The sequence below is a fragment of the Paenibacillus sp. y28 genome, assembly GCF_037137075.1.
Classification (GTDB): Bacteria; Bacillota; Bacilli; order Paenibacillales; family NBRC-103111; genus JBBBNV01.
Genome location: NZ_JBBBNV010000010.1, coordinates 1 through 17,420 on the forward strand (window position 1 = coordinate 1; position 17,420 = coordinate 17,420).

Consider the following 17,420-nt stretch of genomic DNA (forward strand, 5'->3'; position numbering starts at 1 on the left):
TAATCCGTGCCGCCCAATGCCGCTGCCAACCCGGTAATCGTTCCGGTGCCGGTGTTGGTGATGGTAATCTCCTGCGCTGTTTGCGCGCCATATCCTGCGGTAGCCGCAGGGAAGGCTTTGCTGGACGGGCTGACACTGGCCGTATAAGTCGGCGCTGCGTTCACGGTGAAGCTCAGGCTCACCGTCTGGGATACGCCATTATCTCCGGTAATCGTCAGGGTGTCCGTGTAGGTGTCAGCGGTCAGGCCGGTCTTCGGGCGGACGCTCACCGTAGCCGTGTCGCCTGCGTTGATGCTGGTCGCCGACAACGCCGTGCTGATCTCGTAATCCGTGCCGCCCAATGCCGCTGCCAACCCGGTAATCGTTCCGCTTCCCGTGTTGGTGATGGTAATCTCCTGCGCTGTTTGCGCGCCATATCCTGCGGTAGCCGCAGGGAAGGCTTTGCTGGACGGGCTGACACTGGCCGTATAAGTCGGCGCTGCGTTCACAATTACATTCACCTTATAATACAAGACCGTGGCTCCATCCTGGGCAACCACCTTGATGATAAAGAAATCGCCGTTACTTACTGCTTCGTTGGCATAAGCTGTTGCACCGTCAAAGCCGACTGCTGTCGGTGTACTACCCGAAGCATATTTAACTACTTTAACATTTGCATGACTATCATTCTGCTCAAACCGTGTTATGTAGGAACCCATATTGCTGGTGTCCGCTGCCTGTTCCGCAGTAAGCGTGACTGAACCGGCTGCTTCGGCATCCCATGCTGCATCAGGTGTCCCTAGGCTGGCAGTTTGGCCCTTTACTGTTGAGCTTGCCTTCAAGGTTGCATCACTGCTTAATGCCGCAGAGCCGGTTGTAAAGCTAAGCACCGTTCTATCGGAAATACTGTGCAGCGAATTTCCCGCCTGTTTTCTGGCCGGGTCCGGAATACCGGGATGAAATCGGGAGCCCGCAAATGACACAAAGCCTCTCCCTTCCGCATCCAAAAAAACAGTCGGTGGTACCACTAAATAATAGGTAGTATTGGATGCAAAGGTTCCGCTGGGGTTAATGGTAACCGTCGAAGAAGAGGAATCGCCGGTTATGGATACACGCGTATCTGTTACAGGAATGGATTCAAAGGTAGTATCGTTAAGAAAGTTTCCGTCCCCGTCATCCACCTTGATCATGATTGTCCCCGAGCCCTTACTGACAGAACTGCTGTTGCTGAGAGACAGTGTGATGTTGTCTGAAACACCCACATTGGTTCCGTTGGAGCCAGGTATACTCGCGGTCACCAGAGGAGGCTTGGTATCGTTAACATAATATTTGTCGTTAGTCGCACCACTCACTCGGCTATAGATGTCCAAATCGCCGTCACTGTCAAAATCAGCAATTTTGCTCGAAGTAATCGCTAGATTCACACCAGTCGAGATACCGGTCATACGTCCGGTTCCCGAATTTGAATAAGTTCCGCTGCCATCGTTTTCCCAGAAGGTTACGTCAGTACCTGCACCGCCATCCTGGGTCAAGATATCGATATCGCCGTCATTGTCAAAATCCCCTACATTGTAGCACACAGCGTTACTTGTCCCGCTGTCAAGGATTGGAAGTGTTCCAGAAGTAAACGTTCCGCTTCCATTGTTCTCCAGAAACCAATCATTGGATGCACCACTAACTCTGGAATATATATCTAAATCTCCGTCATTATCAAAATCGGCAACCTTCGTGAAGGTACTGTTTATATTCAATCCGGTCAAGGTTGCTGGAAAATATCCGGTTCCCGAATCAGCGAAAACTCCGCTCCCGTCATTTTTCCAGAAGGTAATGCTCGTTCCTGCACCGCCATCCTGGGTCAAGATATCGATATCGCCGTCATTGTCAAAATCCCCTACTGCGTAAATCACAGGGTTTCCTGTTCCACTGTCCGGGATTGGCAAGGTTCCGGGAGAAAAATTTCCAGATCCGTCATTCACAAAGTAGACATCATTAGAAGCACCGCTTACCCGGCAGTATATATCCAAATCTCCGTCATTATCAAAATCGGCGACCTTTGTAGCCAAAATAGTCATTGCAAGGCCCGCCAAGCTTCCTGTAAACCGACCTGTCCCGGAATCCGTGAAGGAACCGCTCCCGTTATTTTCCCAGAAGGTAATGCTGGTCCCTGTACCACCATCCTGTGTCAGGATATCAATATCCCCATCATTGTCAAAATCCCCGACCTGAAACTGTATCGCATTGGTTGTACCGCTGTCTGTGATGGGCAAGGAACCGGCGGATAAAGCACTTGAGGAAGCCAGTACCTTCAGTTCCAGAAGCTGCGATGACATTACCGTTAAGGTGAGGGCCAAAAAACAAGCGCTTACTTTGGATAATTTTTTACGCAATGAATTTCTCTGTTTCATGGTGCCTTCACGAGCAAATCCAATTGGATTGATTGGATTTATAGCCTTTGATCTACCATTCAATTTTCTCAACCTTTCACAGTTCCTTTCTACCCAGCCTTTGAAATTTTGTGATGATCCCCCCAATGGTCTGACTGTCTGACGATATCTTGAAGATCCATGGGTGCAGTTCAATATAATTATAGAATAGAAAATTTACATTGTTCAACAAAAATTCTACTTTTTAAAATTGGCTCAACCTCAAAATCGTTCTTGATTAGTGGCTTAACATCCAATGAGATAGAGTTTCTTCTCGTTACTACTTAGGTCTCCCAGGCTTCGGAAGATATTTTTTTGCCTTCTGTAAGGATTTTCCGCACCTTGTGTAGAAGTATTTATTTACAACTACTTATCGAACGAGGAGGGATACTGGAAGAAGCTAACACCGGAACAGGTTATGACGATATGCAAAGGTGACAAAGAAATCGCAGCTTATTTCCACACGCTCCTCGATATCATCGATCGACAAGCTGAACGTATCGAACAGTTAGAGAAACGTGTTCATAAATTGGAACGTCAACTTGGACAAAATAGCAATAACAGCAGCAAGCCGCCATCCAGCGATGGTCTTCGCAAGCCGACCAATCTACGCTCAACGGGCGGGCGGCAAAAAGGGATCGCCCAGATAACAATGTATTCACGCATCGGGCTGACGCCGGGCCTAGAGTGTATCAAACGGGGGAAGCAGCTATTCTGCAATGGTAGCCGGTGGCAGAACAATTTCAGGAAAAGGATGAAGCGGTGTGGCATTTGGCTTGAAAAAAGAAGAGTTGGCCCGGTGGAAGCACGCCGTGTCCCGGGGGGAAATCGCATTTCTGACCCATTTCTGGTACGATCCCCGGTTTCCCGAGGTTCACAGTGTAACGAAGGTAGGCTGCTCCAATCTGGAGCGGCTGGCGGCGTGGTGTACTGAAAACAGCCTGGACCCGAAATATATTCATCGCCGCCAGCCATTTCCCCATTTCGATCTCATCGGACGAAGGCAGAAGGAAATTTTGCAAAAGGAGCGGCTGTGGGAGCATCTGGAACGGTTTAAATTGCTGTAGCGTTTTTATCTGATTTAAAACTGTGGCAATCATCAAATCCGCCGCCAGGGCGAAGGCAATTGCAGATCCTCGCCTAACCGAATCGGCCTGCTTCCCTTGGGCTTTAGCCGGGTTCCTCGATGCAGGCCATCGTTCTGCGCACGAGCTGGTCGGCTTGCCGGGTCGTTTCGGGCAGGCGAAACCGCGGAGTCAGTCGAATAATCCACTCGCTGGCCTCTGCCAAAGAAATGCGGTGACCGACGGAGATGAAGACCGGCTTAATGCCGTCTTGTGTTCGAAGCACGTGGCCGATGGTTTCCCCTTGATCCGTTAAAGCAGTGAAGGAGCCCCGTAAGGCCCCCGGTTCGTTATACTCCCCGAGCAGCCTCGTTTTGCCGCACCCGATGGTCGGTACATCAAACAAAACGCCCAAATGACTCGCCATTCCGAATCTTCGGGGATGGGCGAAGCCCTGTCCATCACAGACGACCAAATCAGGGATTATCTTCAGTTGTTCGAAGGCCTTGATGACCGGAGGCAGCTCCCGGAAGGAGAACAGGCCGGGAATGTAAGGAAACTGAACGGTGTCCTGAACGACAGCCGACTCCTTCACTGTGTGTGAAGCGGCCTCTAGTACGACCACGGCTGCAATAACTTGATCGCTCCGCTCGCTGTAAGCGACATCGACTCCTGCTAGGTAACGAATGTCCGGCAGCGGCCCGGCAGAAATTATTTTTGAAGCAAGCTCTCGCTGGAGGGTCAGAGCCTCCTGTTCGGTTAATGGCCAAGAAGGGGGAATTACAGGCTTCATTTAAATCCTCCCAAAAGTGAAGGTTACGAACAGTTTACCATAGGGAGGAGGCATCGTGTTGGAGCAGCCAGGTCTGGGAACAGCGCAGCTAAATAAAATGACAAAATATGACGATGTGCTCACGATTTGTCTTCATTTAATCTGTAAAATTATGTTTAACTGTCGGTTTATTGGCGGTTAAACGGGAGAAATTGTATCGATAGAACAGGAGAATTTATGAACGTCAACCAGGAACGGCTTACCTTTGTTAGTGTTTTATTTGAGCGGCCGGTATCGGACCTTAGCCCGGTGCAATTATGGCAGCGTTTGGATTCCGCCGTGAGCGGGGAGGACCGGCTGCTAGCGGCCGTTGATTTGGTCAAACGCGGAGAGTTTGAGGCAAGGCAGGAGCTGGCGCAGCTCATGCTGCACAGCCCGGTCCAGGCGCTTCGGGAGCTAGGCTGCCTCATTTTTTGTTGTGCCGCACGGCATGAGGACATCCCTCTTTGGGGCCAGTATGTAACCCGGCTCATCGAAGCCGGAAATCAAGAAGAGCTTAAACGGGCGCTGTCCTGCGCATCGTATACGCTGTCTCCCCAGGTTGTTCCATATTTGCTGGCAGTGCTGGAAAGCTGGGAGGATGAGGAGCTAGAAGAAAGGGTGCGGGTTGTACTGGATCTGCTGTTTCCGTACCGGAGCTTTCTGGCGGAGGAGACGACGGTGGAGGATATTTTGAGCGCCTTTGAAGCGGAGTTTGATGTGCTGGAATCTCCTTTGTATTTTTATGAGGGGGAGCCTGTCTTTCCAGGTGTCTGGACCAAGGAATTATTAGCTAGGGCGATGCAGGCCAGATACGACAAGGAGCCGTTATACATGACCTATGTCCCGACCCTGCTGTCCTTGTGGACGGGGACCGATTGCCCGGCGTATGATTCGGACCCTATTGATGACGCCACGATCGAACGGCTGTATGAATATGTGAAGCAGATGACCGGACAAAGGTGGGAGCGGGGCACAAAATATTTTTTTGGCCGCCCGGTATAGCAGCAAGAAACGGTATGCAGACGATACGATAGATGACAGGAGGAATGCCTCGGATGCAGCGGTGGCGGTGCGAGCATCAGTATGCGCTGGCTGGTCCCGGACGGTTCGTGCTTGACATTGATCCGGGGGAGCCGTATTACGCCGGAAGGCAGCATGGCAGCTAGAATTTTTGAATGGACTTGCCGTGAGGCGGGAGAACGAACGTTTGATCGCAAATAGGGCGCCAGGTAACGGTCTCCTGAAGAATGGGCCGAAAAAAATAATGGAGGAAGCGCTATGAGAGTTCAACCTGGCTGCACACTGCCGCCTCCTAGTGGAAAGTGTATTCAAAAATTCGAACAGTATTGTCGGGTAATCCTGCCCGGTGAATATAAGCAATTCTTAAGGCAGTACAACGGGGCTGTACCGGAGACCTATGTGTTCGAGCACCGGGGCAATGAATTTGTAGTTGAGCGTTTTCTTTGCCTGTTGGACAATTGCGAGGACGATGACGTGAATGGCTGGTACGATCTTTCTGTTGTACTGACCCAGCTGGGTGAAAGATTAACCGATAACGAGGATTTAATCGGCGCAGAGCTTATTCCCATTGCTGCGCTGTTTGCCGGAGATTTCCTGTGTCTGGACTACCGGAACCGTACAATGCCGGCGATGGCGGTCTGGTATCACGAGGAGTCCGGTGAGTTTAGTCCGGTAACAAGCCAGGTTGCAGATAACTTTGATGATTTTATCGCTATGTTAAGAGAATAGCATTACGCGGCAGGACCGGAGCGGATTGGCTCCGGTTTTTTGACTAATAAATTGAAAACTCAAAAATGAATCCAGATGGTTGAAGCTGCAAATAAATCTTTTTTCGAGGTAGATGGCCGTCAGAGCAGTATGTTTTGGTTTGGAAAGGGTCTGGATCACCTTATTTTCTGTGAAGAAATTCACATTGAAATGGAGGTTGAAGAAATAGTAATATATAGAAATCGTTCTTCAAAAAAGAAATAAATACAAAATCGTCTAGTCATGCAATTGGACAACGAGAATGGGGCTGAAGCAGATGGCACAATTAAATTTATCCAACCCGGAGGTTTATCAATTAGAAAAAGAGGAAGCGTGGCTTGTTTATGCGGACCTGCTCATTACGAATGTCAAGCAATCCGAGGTGCAGCGATTAATCTCGGAGCTTGCAAGCGATTCAGAGGAAGAGCAGCAAATCAGGCAGGACATCCAGATGAAGTTTTTTGCGGAGGCCTTCCGGCTCTCCTCCATTGCCGGCGTGTACACGCATCCCCGCGATGACGAGAAGCTGCAGCTTGTTTTCCGTCAGGAGAACGGTCAAACCGTTCAAAAGGAATGCACCTTTGCCTCGAAAGAAGAGAAGGAGCGGTTTATTAAGAACTGGTATAGCACCAGAGAGAAGGAATATACCTACGAGCAACGGACCAATACCGTCTGGAATTCGATTCGTCAGCCGCTCGTGACCTTGCTGCAAACCATCATTTTCGGGGGCGGCTTGTCCTGGCTGGCCTATTATATCACAACAGCGGAGGAATACTCCTTCCGCGTCCCGGCGGTATTCTACTTCGTCATTAGGCTGATGGAATATATCGGCTACGTTCCGTTCATGGCTGTTACGGGGCTTATCGTGATTGTTGTGCTGATTTGGCTTGTCCGAAGAGCCCTGCGTCCGACGCAGAGACTTATCATCGAGAAAAGGCAGGCTGGTGTGTAATACCTCCACTGTGAGCCTGAGACTCAAGTTCGGACGGGGTACGAATGCAGCATGAAGTAAGACGTGCGTTGACCAAAACCGGCTGTCAATCGAAGATGGCGACTGTCCGCAAAGAGCCGTTTATTGCCTGGAGGCAGGAGCGGCTTTTTGGCATGAGGGCGCAAGATTGTGCAGCAGCTGCTTCATCATTTCCTGCGTGGACGGTCCGTATATTCCGTCGTCGTCCAAATAGTGCTTGCGTTGGAAGGATTGGAGCGCCTCCATCGTTTGCTGGCCGAAACGGCCGTCCGCTCCTCCCGGGATGCTTTCTCCCAATTGAAGCAGGATGTGCTGGAAGGCTTGAACCCCCGAGCCCTCCGAGCCGATCTTGAGCACTTCATCAGGAAGGACGGGCTTCCGCATATCTGTACGAAACGGCAACATTGCGGCCCGTTGGCTCTGACTCAGCGCGGCTCCATAATGCAGCAGCAAATGGATGGTTTCCTGATCCCCGTTCTTGGTCGCTTCCTCCAGCGCGGTTTTGCCGCCGACCCGGATTGCCGGGTCCGCACCGGCTTCCAGAAGCGTCTTCAGCATGGCGATTCGCCCATCTTTGGCAAGTTCGGGAATGAGCGCCTCCATCGGCGCAGAGAGAGGATAACCCGCTTGGAGCATGAGCTTGGTCAGAAATACATTGTTGTATACCACTTGAAGCTCCAGGAAGCCCTGGCTTTCCTCGGCTTTCGCCTGCTTCATCAGCTCCTGGGCGTCGGCCTTCGTTTTTACCGCATCCAGTGCGCTTAGACCACCGAGACTGCGTAAATAGTCCGCCATTTCGGCTTGCCCTGTCGTAAGCGCATGATCGATTGGATATAGCCCATGCCGATCAGGCCGGTTGACACGCTCTCCCTCGCCAAGAAGATAGTCGACGGCTTCCCGGGCGTTGTTCGCAGCTGCGTAAAGCAACGGAGAGGCATCGGCCGAATCTCCTTTATGAAGGTCGGCACCTGCGGCTTTCAGCTTTTGCATAATAGCGACATCATTGTTGGCCGCAGCAAGGGAGATCGGGGGCATATTCCCGTTTTCCGTCAAATTGGGGTCTGCTCCGGCCTCCAGCAGCATCGTAACGATTTGTGCCCGGTACGCCGGCGGGATTTGCAGTGCCTGCTGAAGCGCGGTCCGCCGGGTGTATGCATCAATATGGTTCATGTGCGGCCTTGCCGCCTCTAACGCTTCCCTGACCTGATCGGGGTTCCCGCTTTGGACCGCCTGCATCAAGGACGCGTCCGGGATACTGAACTCTTCATAGGCATCCGGCCCCCTTGGCACAGACTGCACGTGCTCCGAGCAGCCGCTTATTGTTCCGGCAGTGAAGAGTCCAAGCCATAGCCAGGCAAGAAGCTTTAGCATCCCTTGTATCCCCCTTATTGGCATTTTTTTCTTGTTTTTACGATGCTCATTATAGAGGGTGTGTAGAAGTGCGTCAATGAGACGGGTGTGATTTGGGCGTTGATTGAGAAGCTTTTACAATCATCTACAAAAATGGAGTATGGGCTTTGGCGGACAAGCTGCATTGCAAAGGGTTATGAATGTAACCCATGACATCAAGTCCAGAGAGGTCCCTCATGTCACAGCGTATCATGACTCCCTTACCGGAGCTTTGCCCTTGAAGCTGTACTGCGGCAACGAATCTTCTTGCAACATAACACCGAGGCGGATTTCTATACAAAGAACAATTGGACTGAACAAAGAACCCCGGAATCACCGCAAGGTGGTTGCTGGGGTTCATTTGTACGTTCACACCATTCGACTTTTTTTGTGGAATAACTCACAAATGTGACAAAATACACAATGCATTTTTTTGTAAAGAACAGTAAAATAGTAAGGGGTTTTGGTAAATAGAAGGAAGTTAACCTGCGAAAAGCCAAGCTGCAGAAGAGGAATCGGGCGATGACAACGAATGAATTGACAAATCCGTCTGTGTTTAAGCTGGAAAATCAGGAAGTGCTTGTTCTATATCCGGTGTTTATGCTGAGCGATCTGAAGAGAGACGAGTCGGTCAAGCTGATTCGGCAAATGGTCTCCGATCCGATGGAAATCAGTGAATCTGATAAGCTGGAGCAGCTGATTTTAACTAAATACCACAAAAAAGCAATAAAGCTGACTTCCATCGTCGGTATTTATACCGATGATCAGCACGATGAAGCGCTGCTCATTGTATACCGCCATTTTCAAACCGGCCAGTTTATGAGAAGAACGCTCCGGTTTATTTCTTCCTGTGAAAAAAACAAATTTATCGATCAGGTGTACTCGCACATGGCGCATGAATTTACGTGTGAACGGGTAAAGAACAGGGTGTGTCCGTCCATTCGCAAGCTGCTGATCATGCTGGTCCAGACGATCGTATTTGGCGGAATTTTGTCATGGCTTGCTTTTTATATGAATACGATGGAGGATTATTCGGACCGGCTCCCGGAATTGTTCCATGCACTTATCGTCATGATTCAGCTTATCGGCTATATCCCGTTTCTTATGTTTACGGGCGGGCTGCTGCTGCTGGTCACAGCGGCTCTGGTGAAGAAGCTGATGAATCCTTCCGAGCGGCTCGTTATTGAAAAAAAGCAGCTATGGCTTTGAGCGCCTCTGTGCTCGGGGGAGCCCCCGAGGTAGTAGACAGGAAGCCGGTTTCTGCGTCATGCAGGCACCGGCTTGTTTCATTTCATGCATCAGTTCTGTATGACCATTGAATACAAAATGAGATGAGGTAAATCATTATGCCAGCGATTGGAATTGATCTTGGAACAACAAACAGCCTGGTTGCCTACTGGACCGAAGCGGGGCCGGCCATCATTCCGAATGTGCTCGGAGAGCATCTGACGCCTTCCATTGTCAGCGTAGATGATAACGGCGATATTCTGATCGGTCAAATAGCGAAGGAACGCCTCATCACCCACCCGCAGGTAACCGCTGCCATCTTCAAACGGTATATGGGTACTGAAAAGCTGTTTCATCTGGGCAAGCACGCGTTCACGCCAATAGAGCTGTCTTCCTTTGTCATTAAGGCGCTGAAGGCGGATGCGGAGGCGTTCTTGGGGGAGCCGGTCAACGAAGCGGTGATTAGTGTGCCTGCCTATTTCAATGATGCCCAGCGCAACGCCACCAAGCAAGCGGCCGAGCTCGCCGGGCTGAAGGTAGAACGGCTTATCAGCGAGCCGACAGCGGCGGCGATAGCGTACGGCCTGCACCAGCAGGAAGCGGAAACCAAATTTCTTGTATTCGATCTGGGCGGCGGCACCTTCGACGTATCGGTGCTGGAAATGTTCGAAGGCGTAATGGAGGTTAAATCCATTGCCGGAGACAACTTTCTAGGGGGAGAAGACTTTACAGGCCTGCTTGCTTCCTATTTCGCCGAATTGAAGGGAATCGATATCCAGTCTCTGGACTACAAGGCGCGTTCTGCCTTGAACAAGCAGGCGGAGCTGTGCAAGCTTGCGCTGGGCCGGGAGCAGGCCGCAGAGATGCACCTGCAGCTGGGAGACAACGCGTATAGCCTTCGTCTGGATCGCGCTGATTTCGAGAAGCTGGCGGGCCAACTGCTGGTCCGGCTGCGCCATCCGATTGAGCGGGCGCTGAAGGATGCCGCGCTTTCCCCGAATGAGCTGGATGCCATTGTGCTTATCGGGGGAGCAACCCGGATGCCTGTCATTAAATCGGTCATCAGCAAAATGTTCGGGCGGCTGCCGTATTCCCATATTCATCCGGACGAGGCGGTTGCCCTGGGGGCCGCAATTCAGGTAGCGCTCAAAGAACGACACGAAGCGCTGCAGGAGGTCGTGCTGACCGATGTATGCCCCTATACGCTGGGAACCAATGTGGCGAAGGAAATGGGGGATGGCTCGCATCAATCCGGGTATTTCCTCCCGATTATTGAACGCAATACGCCGATTCCGGTCAGCCGGGTCGAACGGCTGTACACGATCTATGACAATCAAACGGAGATTTTGCTGAAGGTGTATCAAGGGGAAAGCCGCCGTGTAGAAAACAATATCAAGCTGGGTGAGCTGCGTATTGCGCTTCCTCCTGCTCCGGCAGGCGATCAGCCCATTGATGTCCGGTATACCTATGACATCAACGGGATTTTGGAGGTGGAGGTCGTGACCATTCACACCGGCGCCAAAAACCGTCTGGTCATCGAGAAGAGCCCGGGCACCCTGACCAAGGAGCAAATTGAAGAGCGGCTTCTGGCGCTGAAGGATTTGAAGATTCATCCCCGGGATCGTACGGAGAACCGGCTGCTGCTGGCCAAGGGAGAACGGCTGTATGAAGAAGCGCTTGGGGAGCGGCGTCACGAAATCGCGGAGCTGCTGCAGCGCTTCGAGAGCTTGCTGGCGACGCAGAAGGATAAGGAAATCCGCAAAGCAGCCGCCGAGCTGAAGCGGGAGCTGGATCATCTGGAGCGGTGGCGCGATTATTAAAGGGGATCCGGCATGGACGGCGGCGGACGATACAGGCGGTTTTCACCGGCAGCAGGGGAAAGGCGGCATGAGCAGGTATGACGATGTGGGAAATTCTAGGTATTGACCCTACTGAGGATGTGCGCGAGATTAAAAGGGCTTACGCCAAAAGGTTGAAGGTGTATCATCCCGAGGATGACCCGGAGGGGTTCCAGCGTCTGCGGGAAGCTTATGACAGGGCCGTCAAGCAGGCCGGGCGCAAGCAGAAGCAGGAAAGGCTGAACCGGAGCCGGCGGGAGGAGGACGACGGTGTGGAAGCGCTTGTGGAGGAAGCCGGGCAAGCGTATACTTCTCCGCCTATTTATTTGAACCGGGAGGAGCAGAGCGTTCCGGAAACGGAGCTGAAGCCGCCTCCCCGTATCGTATTTGAGGAACAAAGCATCTACGACGAGAACGAAAACCGGCAGCAGGCTCCCTACCGCATCTTGTCCAGCCTCCAAGACCAGGAAGGTCCTGAGGAGCAGCTGAATGTGCCGCCTCACATTGAACTGCGGGACAGCTATAACGGTGGCCGGCGAACCCGCGCGGAGCAGCTTGATGAGTTTATGGAGCGGCTGGAGGCGCTTTATGCCGATTACGATTCCCGCCTGGATTTGGAACAGTGGCGGGTGCTGCTGGATGCTGAGGTGATGTGGCAGGTTGGCGGCAAGGAGCAGCTGAATGATCGGGTGCTCGACTTCCTGGAGGATCACCATTATTTGCCAAGAACGGTATGGAACCTGCTGGAGCAGCAATTTCAATGGCTGGACCAGCTGGAGGAGCTGTCGGAAAGCTGCTCCGCCCAATGGGTTCATTATTTGCAAAACCAGCTGAATGCGCAATGGGAGCTGCGGTACAGCTTTTTGCAGGCTGCCGGGACGCTGGAATATGATACATTTCTTCATTTCCGGGAGCTGGCCTTCTTTGCACTGCTGGACGGGGAAACGGACAGGGCGGGCCAGCTTCTGGACAAAGCCTATGAGCTGTATGCGCAAGATCCGGATCTGCTGCGGCTGCGTGCCGAACGGTATGAGCGAACAGGAGAGTATGAACGGGCGCTGGGTGCGGCTGAGGAGCTGATCGGGATCGTGCCCGATGAGCTGGACGGCTACCTGTACCGGTCCAGGCTTCTGTTTCGGCTTGGCAGGCCGGGTGAGGCGGCGGAGGTGTGCAGGTTCATTCTGGATCGTTTTCCCGCCAGCTTGGACTCGCTGGCCCTGCTGGCCAAATGCAGATATGAACAGAGGGAACTGTCCGAAGCCAAGACGCTGTTCAACCAGGTTTTGGAGCAAAATCCGGTTCATATCGAGGCCAGGACGTACCTGGCTCAAATTAATGCAGATTTGCTTCAGGATTTGAAAGCATCCCGGCGCGGGGCTAATCGGCAGCAGATCGACGAGATCCAAAAGGAAATTATGAGGCCGGGAAAGCTGCCGATATTTCTTTCTTTCATCTACATCCTCATCCGGCGAACGTGGATTTACGCCCTGTTTCTGATTGTGTGGCAGTTTACGCTGCATGCCCAGTTTGTCGAGACTACAGGGACAACTCCGTTGAAGTATGCCGTGCAATGGCTGACCGATTCCGGAAATTCGGTGATTATCGAGACCGGAGAGCAGCTGGATGAAGCGCTGAAGGATGGCGGTATCGTGACAGTGCGTCTGACCGGGGCGAGCTATATGAGCATGCTTCGGATTTATGTAGAGGACGATGCCGGTCACAAGCAGGCGAAATACGCGTTTCAAAACGAAGTGGCGGACAAGGACATCCGCAAAAGCAGCACAGGGTATACCAGCGTCGGCTATGTGGGGGATCGGGCCCTTGTCGTCGTGACCGACTATGATCAGGCCATGGAAATTTATAAGAATAAAACGATTGAGCTGAAGACGGCACTGCACCATACAGAAGGCGGGGAAGTGGCGGCTGCCGTGCACGATTACGCCAAGCGCACCAAAAATGTGGCCTACGCCGATAAATTAACCGCCGATTTTTATGGGGATTCGAATGTAGATTGGCAGGATGAAAAGCAGAAAATGCTCATCCTGATTTTGTTTGCCATTGTGCTGCCGGTCATATATGCCTTTTTGCTGCGGGAAGTGTGGAGGAGCTTTAAAATCTTGAGATTTTGAGACAGGAGGAGCATCGGGGCATGAACGTATCCGCCAAAAAACAGCGCAAAGCCGTCCAGCTGTACCTGCAGGCTGTCTCATCGATATGCATCTCAGGAACGATGGCCAGCTATTACACCTGGTATCCTTACGGAAAAGTCCGCGAAGGCTTTTTAGGCAAAGCCATGCTGGCGAGAAAGGTAAAGAAGGAGTGGGGCATCAGCGATACGCAAACCTTCCTTCATAGGCTCGGCTGGTATTTAAATGAGGGGAACCGGGCGCCATACGATTTGATCGTCCGCAAGCTGGCGCTGATGTCCGAAACGCAGCGCCAAGCCTATATTGCTGCGCTGCCCGCGGATCAGGAGCAGGCGAACCGGACCCGAATCGCCCATTTTTATTTGCGTAAGCTGCCACCAGGCGGCATTGCGGCGCTGGACTATGCCTGGTACATTCATATGTGCCGGGTGGGCAGCGTACTGGGCTATTTGAATGAGGCGGAAGCCCGCAAACGGATGCTGAAGGCTGCCCGGCTGCTGCAGCAAGCGTATGGCAGCTGGAACGAATATCTCGGCGCCTGCGTCGCGGGACATCATTTTACCCTGGCGAATATGTCGCTTGATATGACGCGGACCTATTTTATGTACATCAGCCTCAGATTTGCCGGTCCGAACAGTCCTTTTCGCCAAGTCGACTGGAATGTGGATTTACAGGGAGCTTATCCCATTGACATCATTTCGTGATAATGATAATCTTTTTCAGTAAATAACGTGTATTGCCGGGGTGCAAGGCCTTGAAAACACTGGAGAAAATCGAAACGTTCCTTGTTCTTGCCGAATGCAGCTCCTTTATGGAGACGGCCAAACGCTTGTACTGCTCACAGCCGACGATTACGAATCATATTCATCAGCTGGAGGACCAATTTAAGACGAAGCTGTTTCACCGGTCGGGGAAAACCGTGCAGCTGACGAAGCAGGGCGAGATTTTCCTTGGTTATGCCAAGCAAATCACGAATCTGGTCGAAGAAGCGTCCATCAAAATGAAGGCTGCGGACCGGCAGGACGTACTGGCGCTGTATGTCAGCAACTATATTGCGGGATATTTCTTTTCCGATATCTTGGAGAATTTCCAGCATGAAATTCCGAAGCAGCACATGGAAATTCATACGTTTTGCTATGAGGATTTAAAGCGATCTTTGCAGGAGGGGCGGACCAATATTGCTTTAATGCCCTTTTATCCGGAGGATGACTACATCCAGACTCATTTTGACCAGGCAGTCTTGTTTGAGGATCATTTTCCGTTTGTTGTTCCTGCCGACCACCCGCTGGCCGGACGCAAGGCGATCTACTGCCGGGATTTGAACAATGAGACGATACTTCTGCCAAGAAGCAGCTATTTGCAGCAGTATATCGTCCACGAGCTGCAGCGCCACCGGATCAGGGTCCGTTTCTTGCAGATGAGCAACTTCGAAATGATGAAGCAGGCGGTCAAATCCCATTTGGGCCTTGCTTTTTTGCCTGAGCAGGCGGCAGCCGGCGATGTGGAGAAGGGGGAGCTGGCGGTCCGGACCGTCTCGGGTGTGAGCATCCGGCGGCAAAACGGCTTTGTCATTCGCAAAAATACGAAGCTTCAATCCGCGGAGCAGACGTTTTGCAGGGTCGTGGAGCAGTATTTTGCTTCCAAATCATAGAAGTTTTTGCTTCCAAATCATAGAAGTAACCGGACATTCCCGGCGGGGGATGTCTTTTTTGATGAATAAATAATCGCTGTCCTTCGGGCGGTATTCGGTTTGTTCAGCCTGCAGGCACACCTCGCGCAGCTCCCGGCGCGAGGTGCTTTACTGCACGACGGCGGTCGGTCGAACCACGAGCCTGAGCCCGGTTCTATCGAAGAAAGATGGCGGGATGATAGGTACGGCCGGGAAATGCTGCGGGAGAGGAGGGAGGAAGGGAGGGAAGGGTGAGGGAGCGGCCTTTTCGAAGTCCGGCGCGTGCTGGGCAGGCTGTATCAGTTTTTTTAATGGATGGATTTAAAAATTTAATAAGAGCGATTTCCAGGCAAAGGACCAACGAAAATTCAAAATTGCGGCTCTATAGTGAGATTGATTTTCATTATCGTCTATTTTAAGATATGGAATGTCGAATCATCAATAAGCAGGCAGTACCATTCATGGGAGGGTTTAAGACAATGTTTGATAGAACGTCAAAGCGAATGATCGCGGCTGGATTGGTTGCGGCAACCATGCTTGCGGCAGGCTGCGGCACGAAGACAGACGAGTCATCGGCGGCGCAGGACAGCGCGCGGGGCAAGGTGCCGCATGCCGCGGAATTGAAAATTGCGGTGCCGAGCGATGTAGGCCCGTTGAATCTGTATTTGAATTCCGGCAACGAAAGTATGCTGGAGCTGGTTTACGATAAGCTGTTTTCTCCTTCTCCCTTTGTGAAGGAGCCGCAGCCTTGGCTGGCGGAATCTGCGAAGCAGGTGGATGAGGTGACGTGGCTTGTAAAGCTGCGCACGGGTATCCAATGGCAGGACGGTCAGCCGTTTACTGCCGAAGATGTGAAATTCACGTTCGAGTATTACCGGGATGGCCCGTCCAACCGGTATACACACCATGTGAGCGAAGTGCCGCGGGTGGAGACCATTGTCGCCGAAGATGCATCGACGGTACGGTTCACTTGCGCTTATGCTTGCCCGACGCTGGCCAGCATTACGATGGCGGACCTGCCGATTTTGCCGAAGCATGTTTGGGAGAAGGTAGAGAACCCGCGCAAGTACACGGAGCTGCCGATTGGTACCGGCCCGTATAAGCTTGTGGAATACAAAAACGATCAATATTACAGATTTGAAGCGAACCCGGATTATTTCCAAGGAAAGCCATTGGTAGACAGCCTGGTTATGCCGGTGATCAAGGACCCGACCGCGATGTTTAACGCGCTGCGCTCGGGAGAAGTGGACGTAGCGGGCAAGGGTGTGCCGCCGGAGCTGCTGGAATCGTTCCAGAAGCTGCCGAATATGAAGGTGATCAATACGACAGATCTGTCGCTGGTGGAGCTGCGGATCAATTATGAGAAGGAGCCGTTTAACGAGCCGGAATTCAGACAGGCGCTCTCGTATGCAGTGGATCGTCAAGCGATTACGAATACGGTGATTCTGGGACAGGGCCGTCCTGGACTGCAGGGCTATCCGCATCCGGATTCCCCGTGGACCAATCCGAATTTGAGCACCCCGTTCGATCTGGAGAAGGCTAAAGCGGTGTTCGATAAGCTGGGGTACAAGGATACCAATGGCGACGGCGTACGGGAGAACAAGTCCGGTCAGCCGCTTGAATTGAATTTGAAATCCTCCGCAACAGAGCCGACCTGGATTCGTTCCGCCGAGCTGCTGAAGGAGCAATTCGCCAAGGCCGGCATTAAAGTGAACGTCGAGGTGCTTGATTCTGCGACCATCAGCACACTGCTTCAATCACGCAAATTCGATATGTACATGAACAGCATCGTACCGCACGGTGTGGCGGACCCGGACCAATTTATTATGTCCCACCGCTCGGGCTACCTGTGGTCCAAGGGGCTTGCGTATCCGGAGATGGACGCACTCACTCAGAAATGGATGAACGAAGCGAATGTTGAAAAACGGAAGCAGGTTTCGTTTGAAATGCAGGCTCTGTTTAATCGTCAGCCGACAAGCATTGTGCTTTATTATCCGAAGGAAAATTATGCGTTCCGGGCGGATAAGTATGACAACTGGGTGGAGTCGCCCGGCTATGGAATCGTGCATAAATATTCGCTGCTATCCGCGGAAGCGCGGAAAGCGGCGACGGTCGCGAAATAAGAACGGAGCG

The 17,420-nt window shown here is 52.0% G+C and carries 13 protein-coding genes and 1 pseudogene; 11 read left to right on the top strand and 3 right to left on the bottom strand.

The window, feature by feature from the left end; genetic code table 11:
- On the bottom strand, nucleotides 1–2,510 hold a 2,510-nt coding region (locus WBG83_RS10040), incomplete at its 3' end, for an FG-GAP-like repeat-containing protein (protein ID WP_336744882.1).
- Between the two features lie 310 nt (nucleotides 2,511–2,820).
- Between WBG83_RS10040 and WBG83_RS22605 the strand changes: the two are divergent.
- Together WBG83_RS22605 and WBG83_RS22610 are read left to right on the top strand one after the other, a co-directional pair.
- Nucleotides 2,821–3,000, top strand: a pseudogene (locus WBG83_RS22605) (DUF6444 domain-containing protein); the annotation flags it as partial.
- Between the two features lie 166 nt (nucleotides 3,001–3,166).
- Nucleotides 3,167–3,469 (top strand): hypothetical protein, encoded by a 303-nt coding sequence (locus WBG83_RS22610; protein WP_442955824.1) that lies wholly within the window; start codon nucleotides 3,167–3,169, stop codon nucleotides 3,467–3,469.
- A 103-nt stretch (nucleotides 3,470–3,572) separates the two neighbouring features.
- Here WBG83_RS22610 and nfi read toward each other — a convergent pair whose 3' ends face one another.
- Entirely contained in the window at nucleotides 3,573–4,259 is a 687-nt protein-coding gene (nfi, locus tag WBG83_RS10050; protein ID WP_336744884.1) for a deoxyribonuclease V, read from the bottom strand.
- Nucleotides 4,260–4,475: 216 nt separating this feature from the next.
- On the opposite strand from nfi, the gene imm47 reads away from it, so the two are divergent.
- From imm47 to WBG83_RS10065, 3 genes are all read left to right on the top strand, one after another.
- Entirely contained in the window at nucleotides 4,476–5,282 is an 807-nt protein-coding gene (gene imm47, locus WBG83_RS10055; protein ID WP_336744885.1) for an Imm47 family immunity protein, read from the top strand.
- Between the two features lie 276 nt (nucleotides 5,283–5,558).
- Nucleotides 5,559–6,029: an SMI1/KNR4 family protein gene (locus WBG83_RS10060; RefSeq protein ID WP_336744886.1), complete on the top strand. Its 471-nt coding sequence runs from the start codon at nucleotides 5,559–5,561 to the stop codon at nucleotides 6,027–6,029.
- Nucleotides 6,030–6,324: 295 nt separating this feature from the next.
- On the top strand, nucleotides 6,325–6,999 hold the full coding sequence (locus tag WBG83_RS10065; RefSeq protein WP_336744887.1) for a hypothetical protein: 675 nt from the start codon (nucleotides 6,325–6,327) through the stop codon (nucleotides 6,997–6,999).
- Nucleotides 7,000–7,119: 120 nt separating this feature from the next.
- Here WBG83_RS10065 and WBG83_RS10070 read toward each other — a convergent pair whose 3' ends face one another.
- Nucleotides 7,120–8,388 (bottom strand): ankyrin repeat domain-containing protein, encoded by a 1,269-nt coding sequence (locus WBG83_RS10070; RefSeq protein ID WP_336744888.1) that lies wholly within the window; start codon nucleotides 8,386–8,388, stop codon nucleotides 7,120–7,122.
- A 540-nt stretch (nucleotides 8,389–8,928) separates the two neighbouring features.
- On the opposite strand from WBG83_RS10070, the gene WBG83_RS10075 reads away from it, so the two are divergent.
- The 6 genes from WBG83_RS10075 (at nucleotide 8,929) to WBG83_RS10100 (ending at nucleotide 17,410) form a co-directional block, all read left to right on the top strand.
- Nucleotides 8,929–9,615 carry a hypothetical protein gene (locus tag WBG83_RS10075; RefSeq protein ID WP_336744889.1) on the top strand — a complete coding sequence of 229 codons (687 nt, stop codon included), beginning with the start codon at nucleotides 8,929–8,931 and terminating at the stop codon, nucleotides 9,613–9,615.
- 137 nt (nucleotides 9,616–9,752) lie between these two features.
- Complete coding sequence (locus WBG83_RS10080; protein WP_336744890.1) at nucleotides 9,753–11,453, top strand: molecular chaperone HscC; 1,701 nt, start codon at nucleotides 9,753–9,755, stop codon at nucleotides 11,451–11,453.
- 83 nt (nucleotides 11,454–11,536) lie between these two features.
- Complete coding sequence (locus tag WBG83_RS10085) at nucleotides 11,537–13,600, top strand: J domain-containing protein (RefSeq protein ID WP_336744891.1); 2,064 nt, start codon at nucleotides 11,537–11,539, stop codon at nucleotides 13,598–13,600.
- Nucleotides 13,601–13,620: 20 nt separating this feature from the next.
- On the top strand, nucleotides 13,621–14,322 hold the full coding sequence (locus WBG83_RS10090) for a DUF1266 domain-containing protein (protein WP_336744892.1): 702 nt from the start codon (nucleotides 13,621–13,623) through the stop codon (nucleotides 14,320–14,322).
- 50 nt (nucleotides 14,323–14,372) lie between these two features.
- On the top strand, nucleotides 14,373–15,269 hold the full coding sequence (locus WBG83_RS10095; protein ID WP_336744893.1) for a LysR family transcriptional regulator: 897 nt from the start codon (nucleotides 14,373–14,375) through the stop codon (nucleotides 15,267–15,269).
- A gap of 497 nt (nucleotides 15,270–15,766) precedes the next feature.
- The gene (locus WBG83_RS10100; protein WP_336744894.1) at nucleotides 15,767–17,410 is read left to right on the top strand and encodes an ABC transporter substrate-binding protein; all 1,644 of its coding nucleotides are present in this window, start codon (nucleotides 15,767–15,769) and stop codon (nucleotides 17,408–17,410) included.
- Nucleotides 17,411–17,420 lie beyond the last annotated feature (10 nt).

What these genes read in the sequence shown, in the direction of transcription:
- nfi (WP_336744884.1), bottom strand. Translation starts at nt 4,259, where the DNA reads ATGAAGCCTGTAATTCCCCCTTCTTGGCCATTAACCGAACAGGAGGCT.
- imm47 (WP_336744885.1), top strand. Translation starts at nt 4,476, where the DNA reads ATGAACGTCAACCAGGAACGGCTTACCTTTGTTAGTGTTTTATTTGAG.
- WBG83_RS10060 (WP_336744886.1), top strand. Translation starts at nt 5,559, where the DNA reads ATGAGAGTTCAACCTGGCTGCACACTGCCGCCTCCTAGTGGAAAGTGT.
- WBG83_RS10065 (WP_336744887.1), top strand. Translation starts at nt 6,325, where the DNA reads ATGGCACAATTAAATTTATCCAACCCGGAGGTTTATCAATTAGAAAAA.
- WBG83_RS10070 (WP_336744888.1), bottom strand. Translation starts at nt 8,388, where the DNA reads ATGCTAAAGCTTCTTGCCTGGCTATGGCTTGGACTCTTCACTGCCGGA.
- WBG83_RS10075 (WP_336744889.1), top strand. Translation starts at nt 8,929, where the DNA reads ATGACAACGAATGAATTGACAAATCCGTCTGTGTTTAAGCTGGAAAAT.
- WBG83_RS10080 (WP_336744890.1), top strand. Translation starts at nt 9,753, where the DNA reads ATGCCAGCGATTGGAATTGATCTTGGAACAACAAACAGCCTGGTTGCC.
- WBG83_RS10085 (WP_336744891.1), top strand. Translation starts at nt 11,537, where the DNA reads ATGTGGGAAATTCTAGGTATTGACCCTACTGAGGATGTGCGCGAGATT.
- WBG83_RS10090 (WP_336744892.1), top strand. Translation starts at nt 13,621, where the DNA reads ATGAACGTATCCGCCAAAAAACAGCGCAAAGCCGTCCAGCTGTACCTG.
- WBG83_RS10100 (WP_336744894.1), top strand. Translation starts at nt 15,767, where the DNA reads ATGTTTGATAGAACGTCAAAGCGAATGATCGCGGCTGGATTGGTTGCG.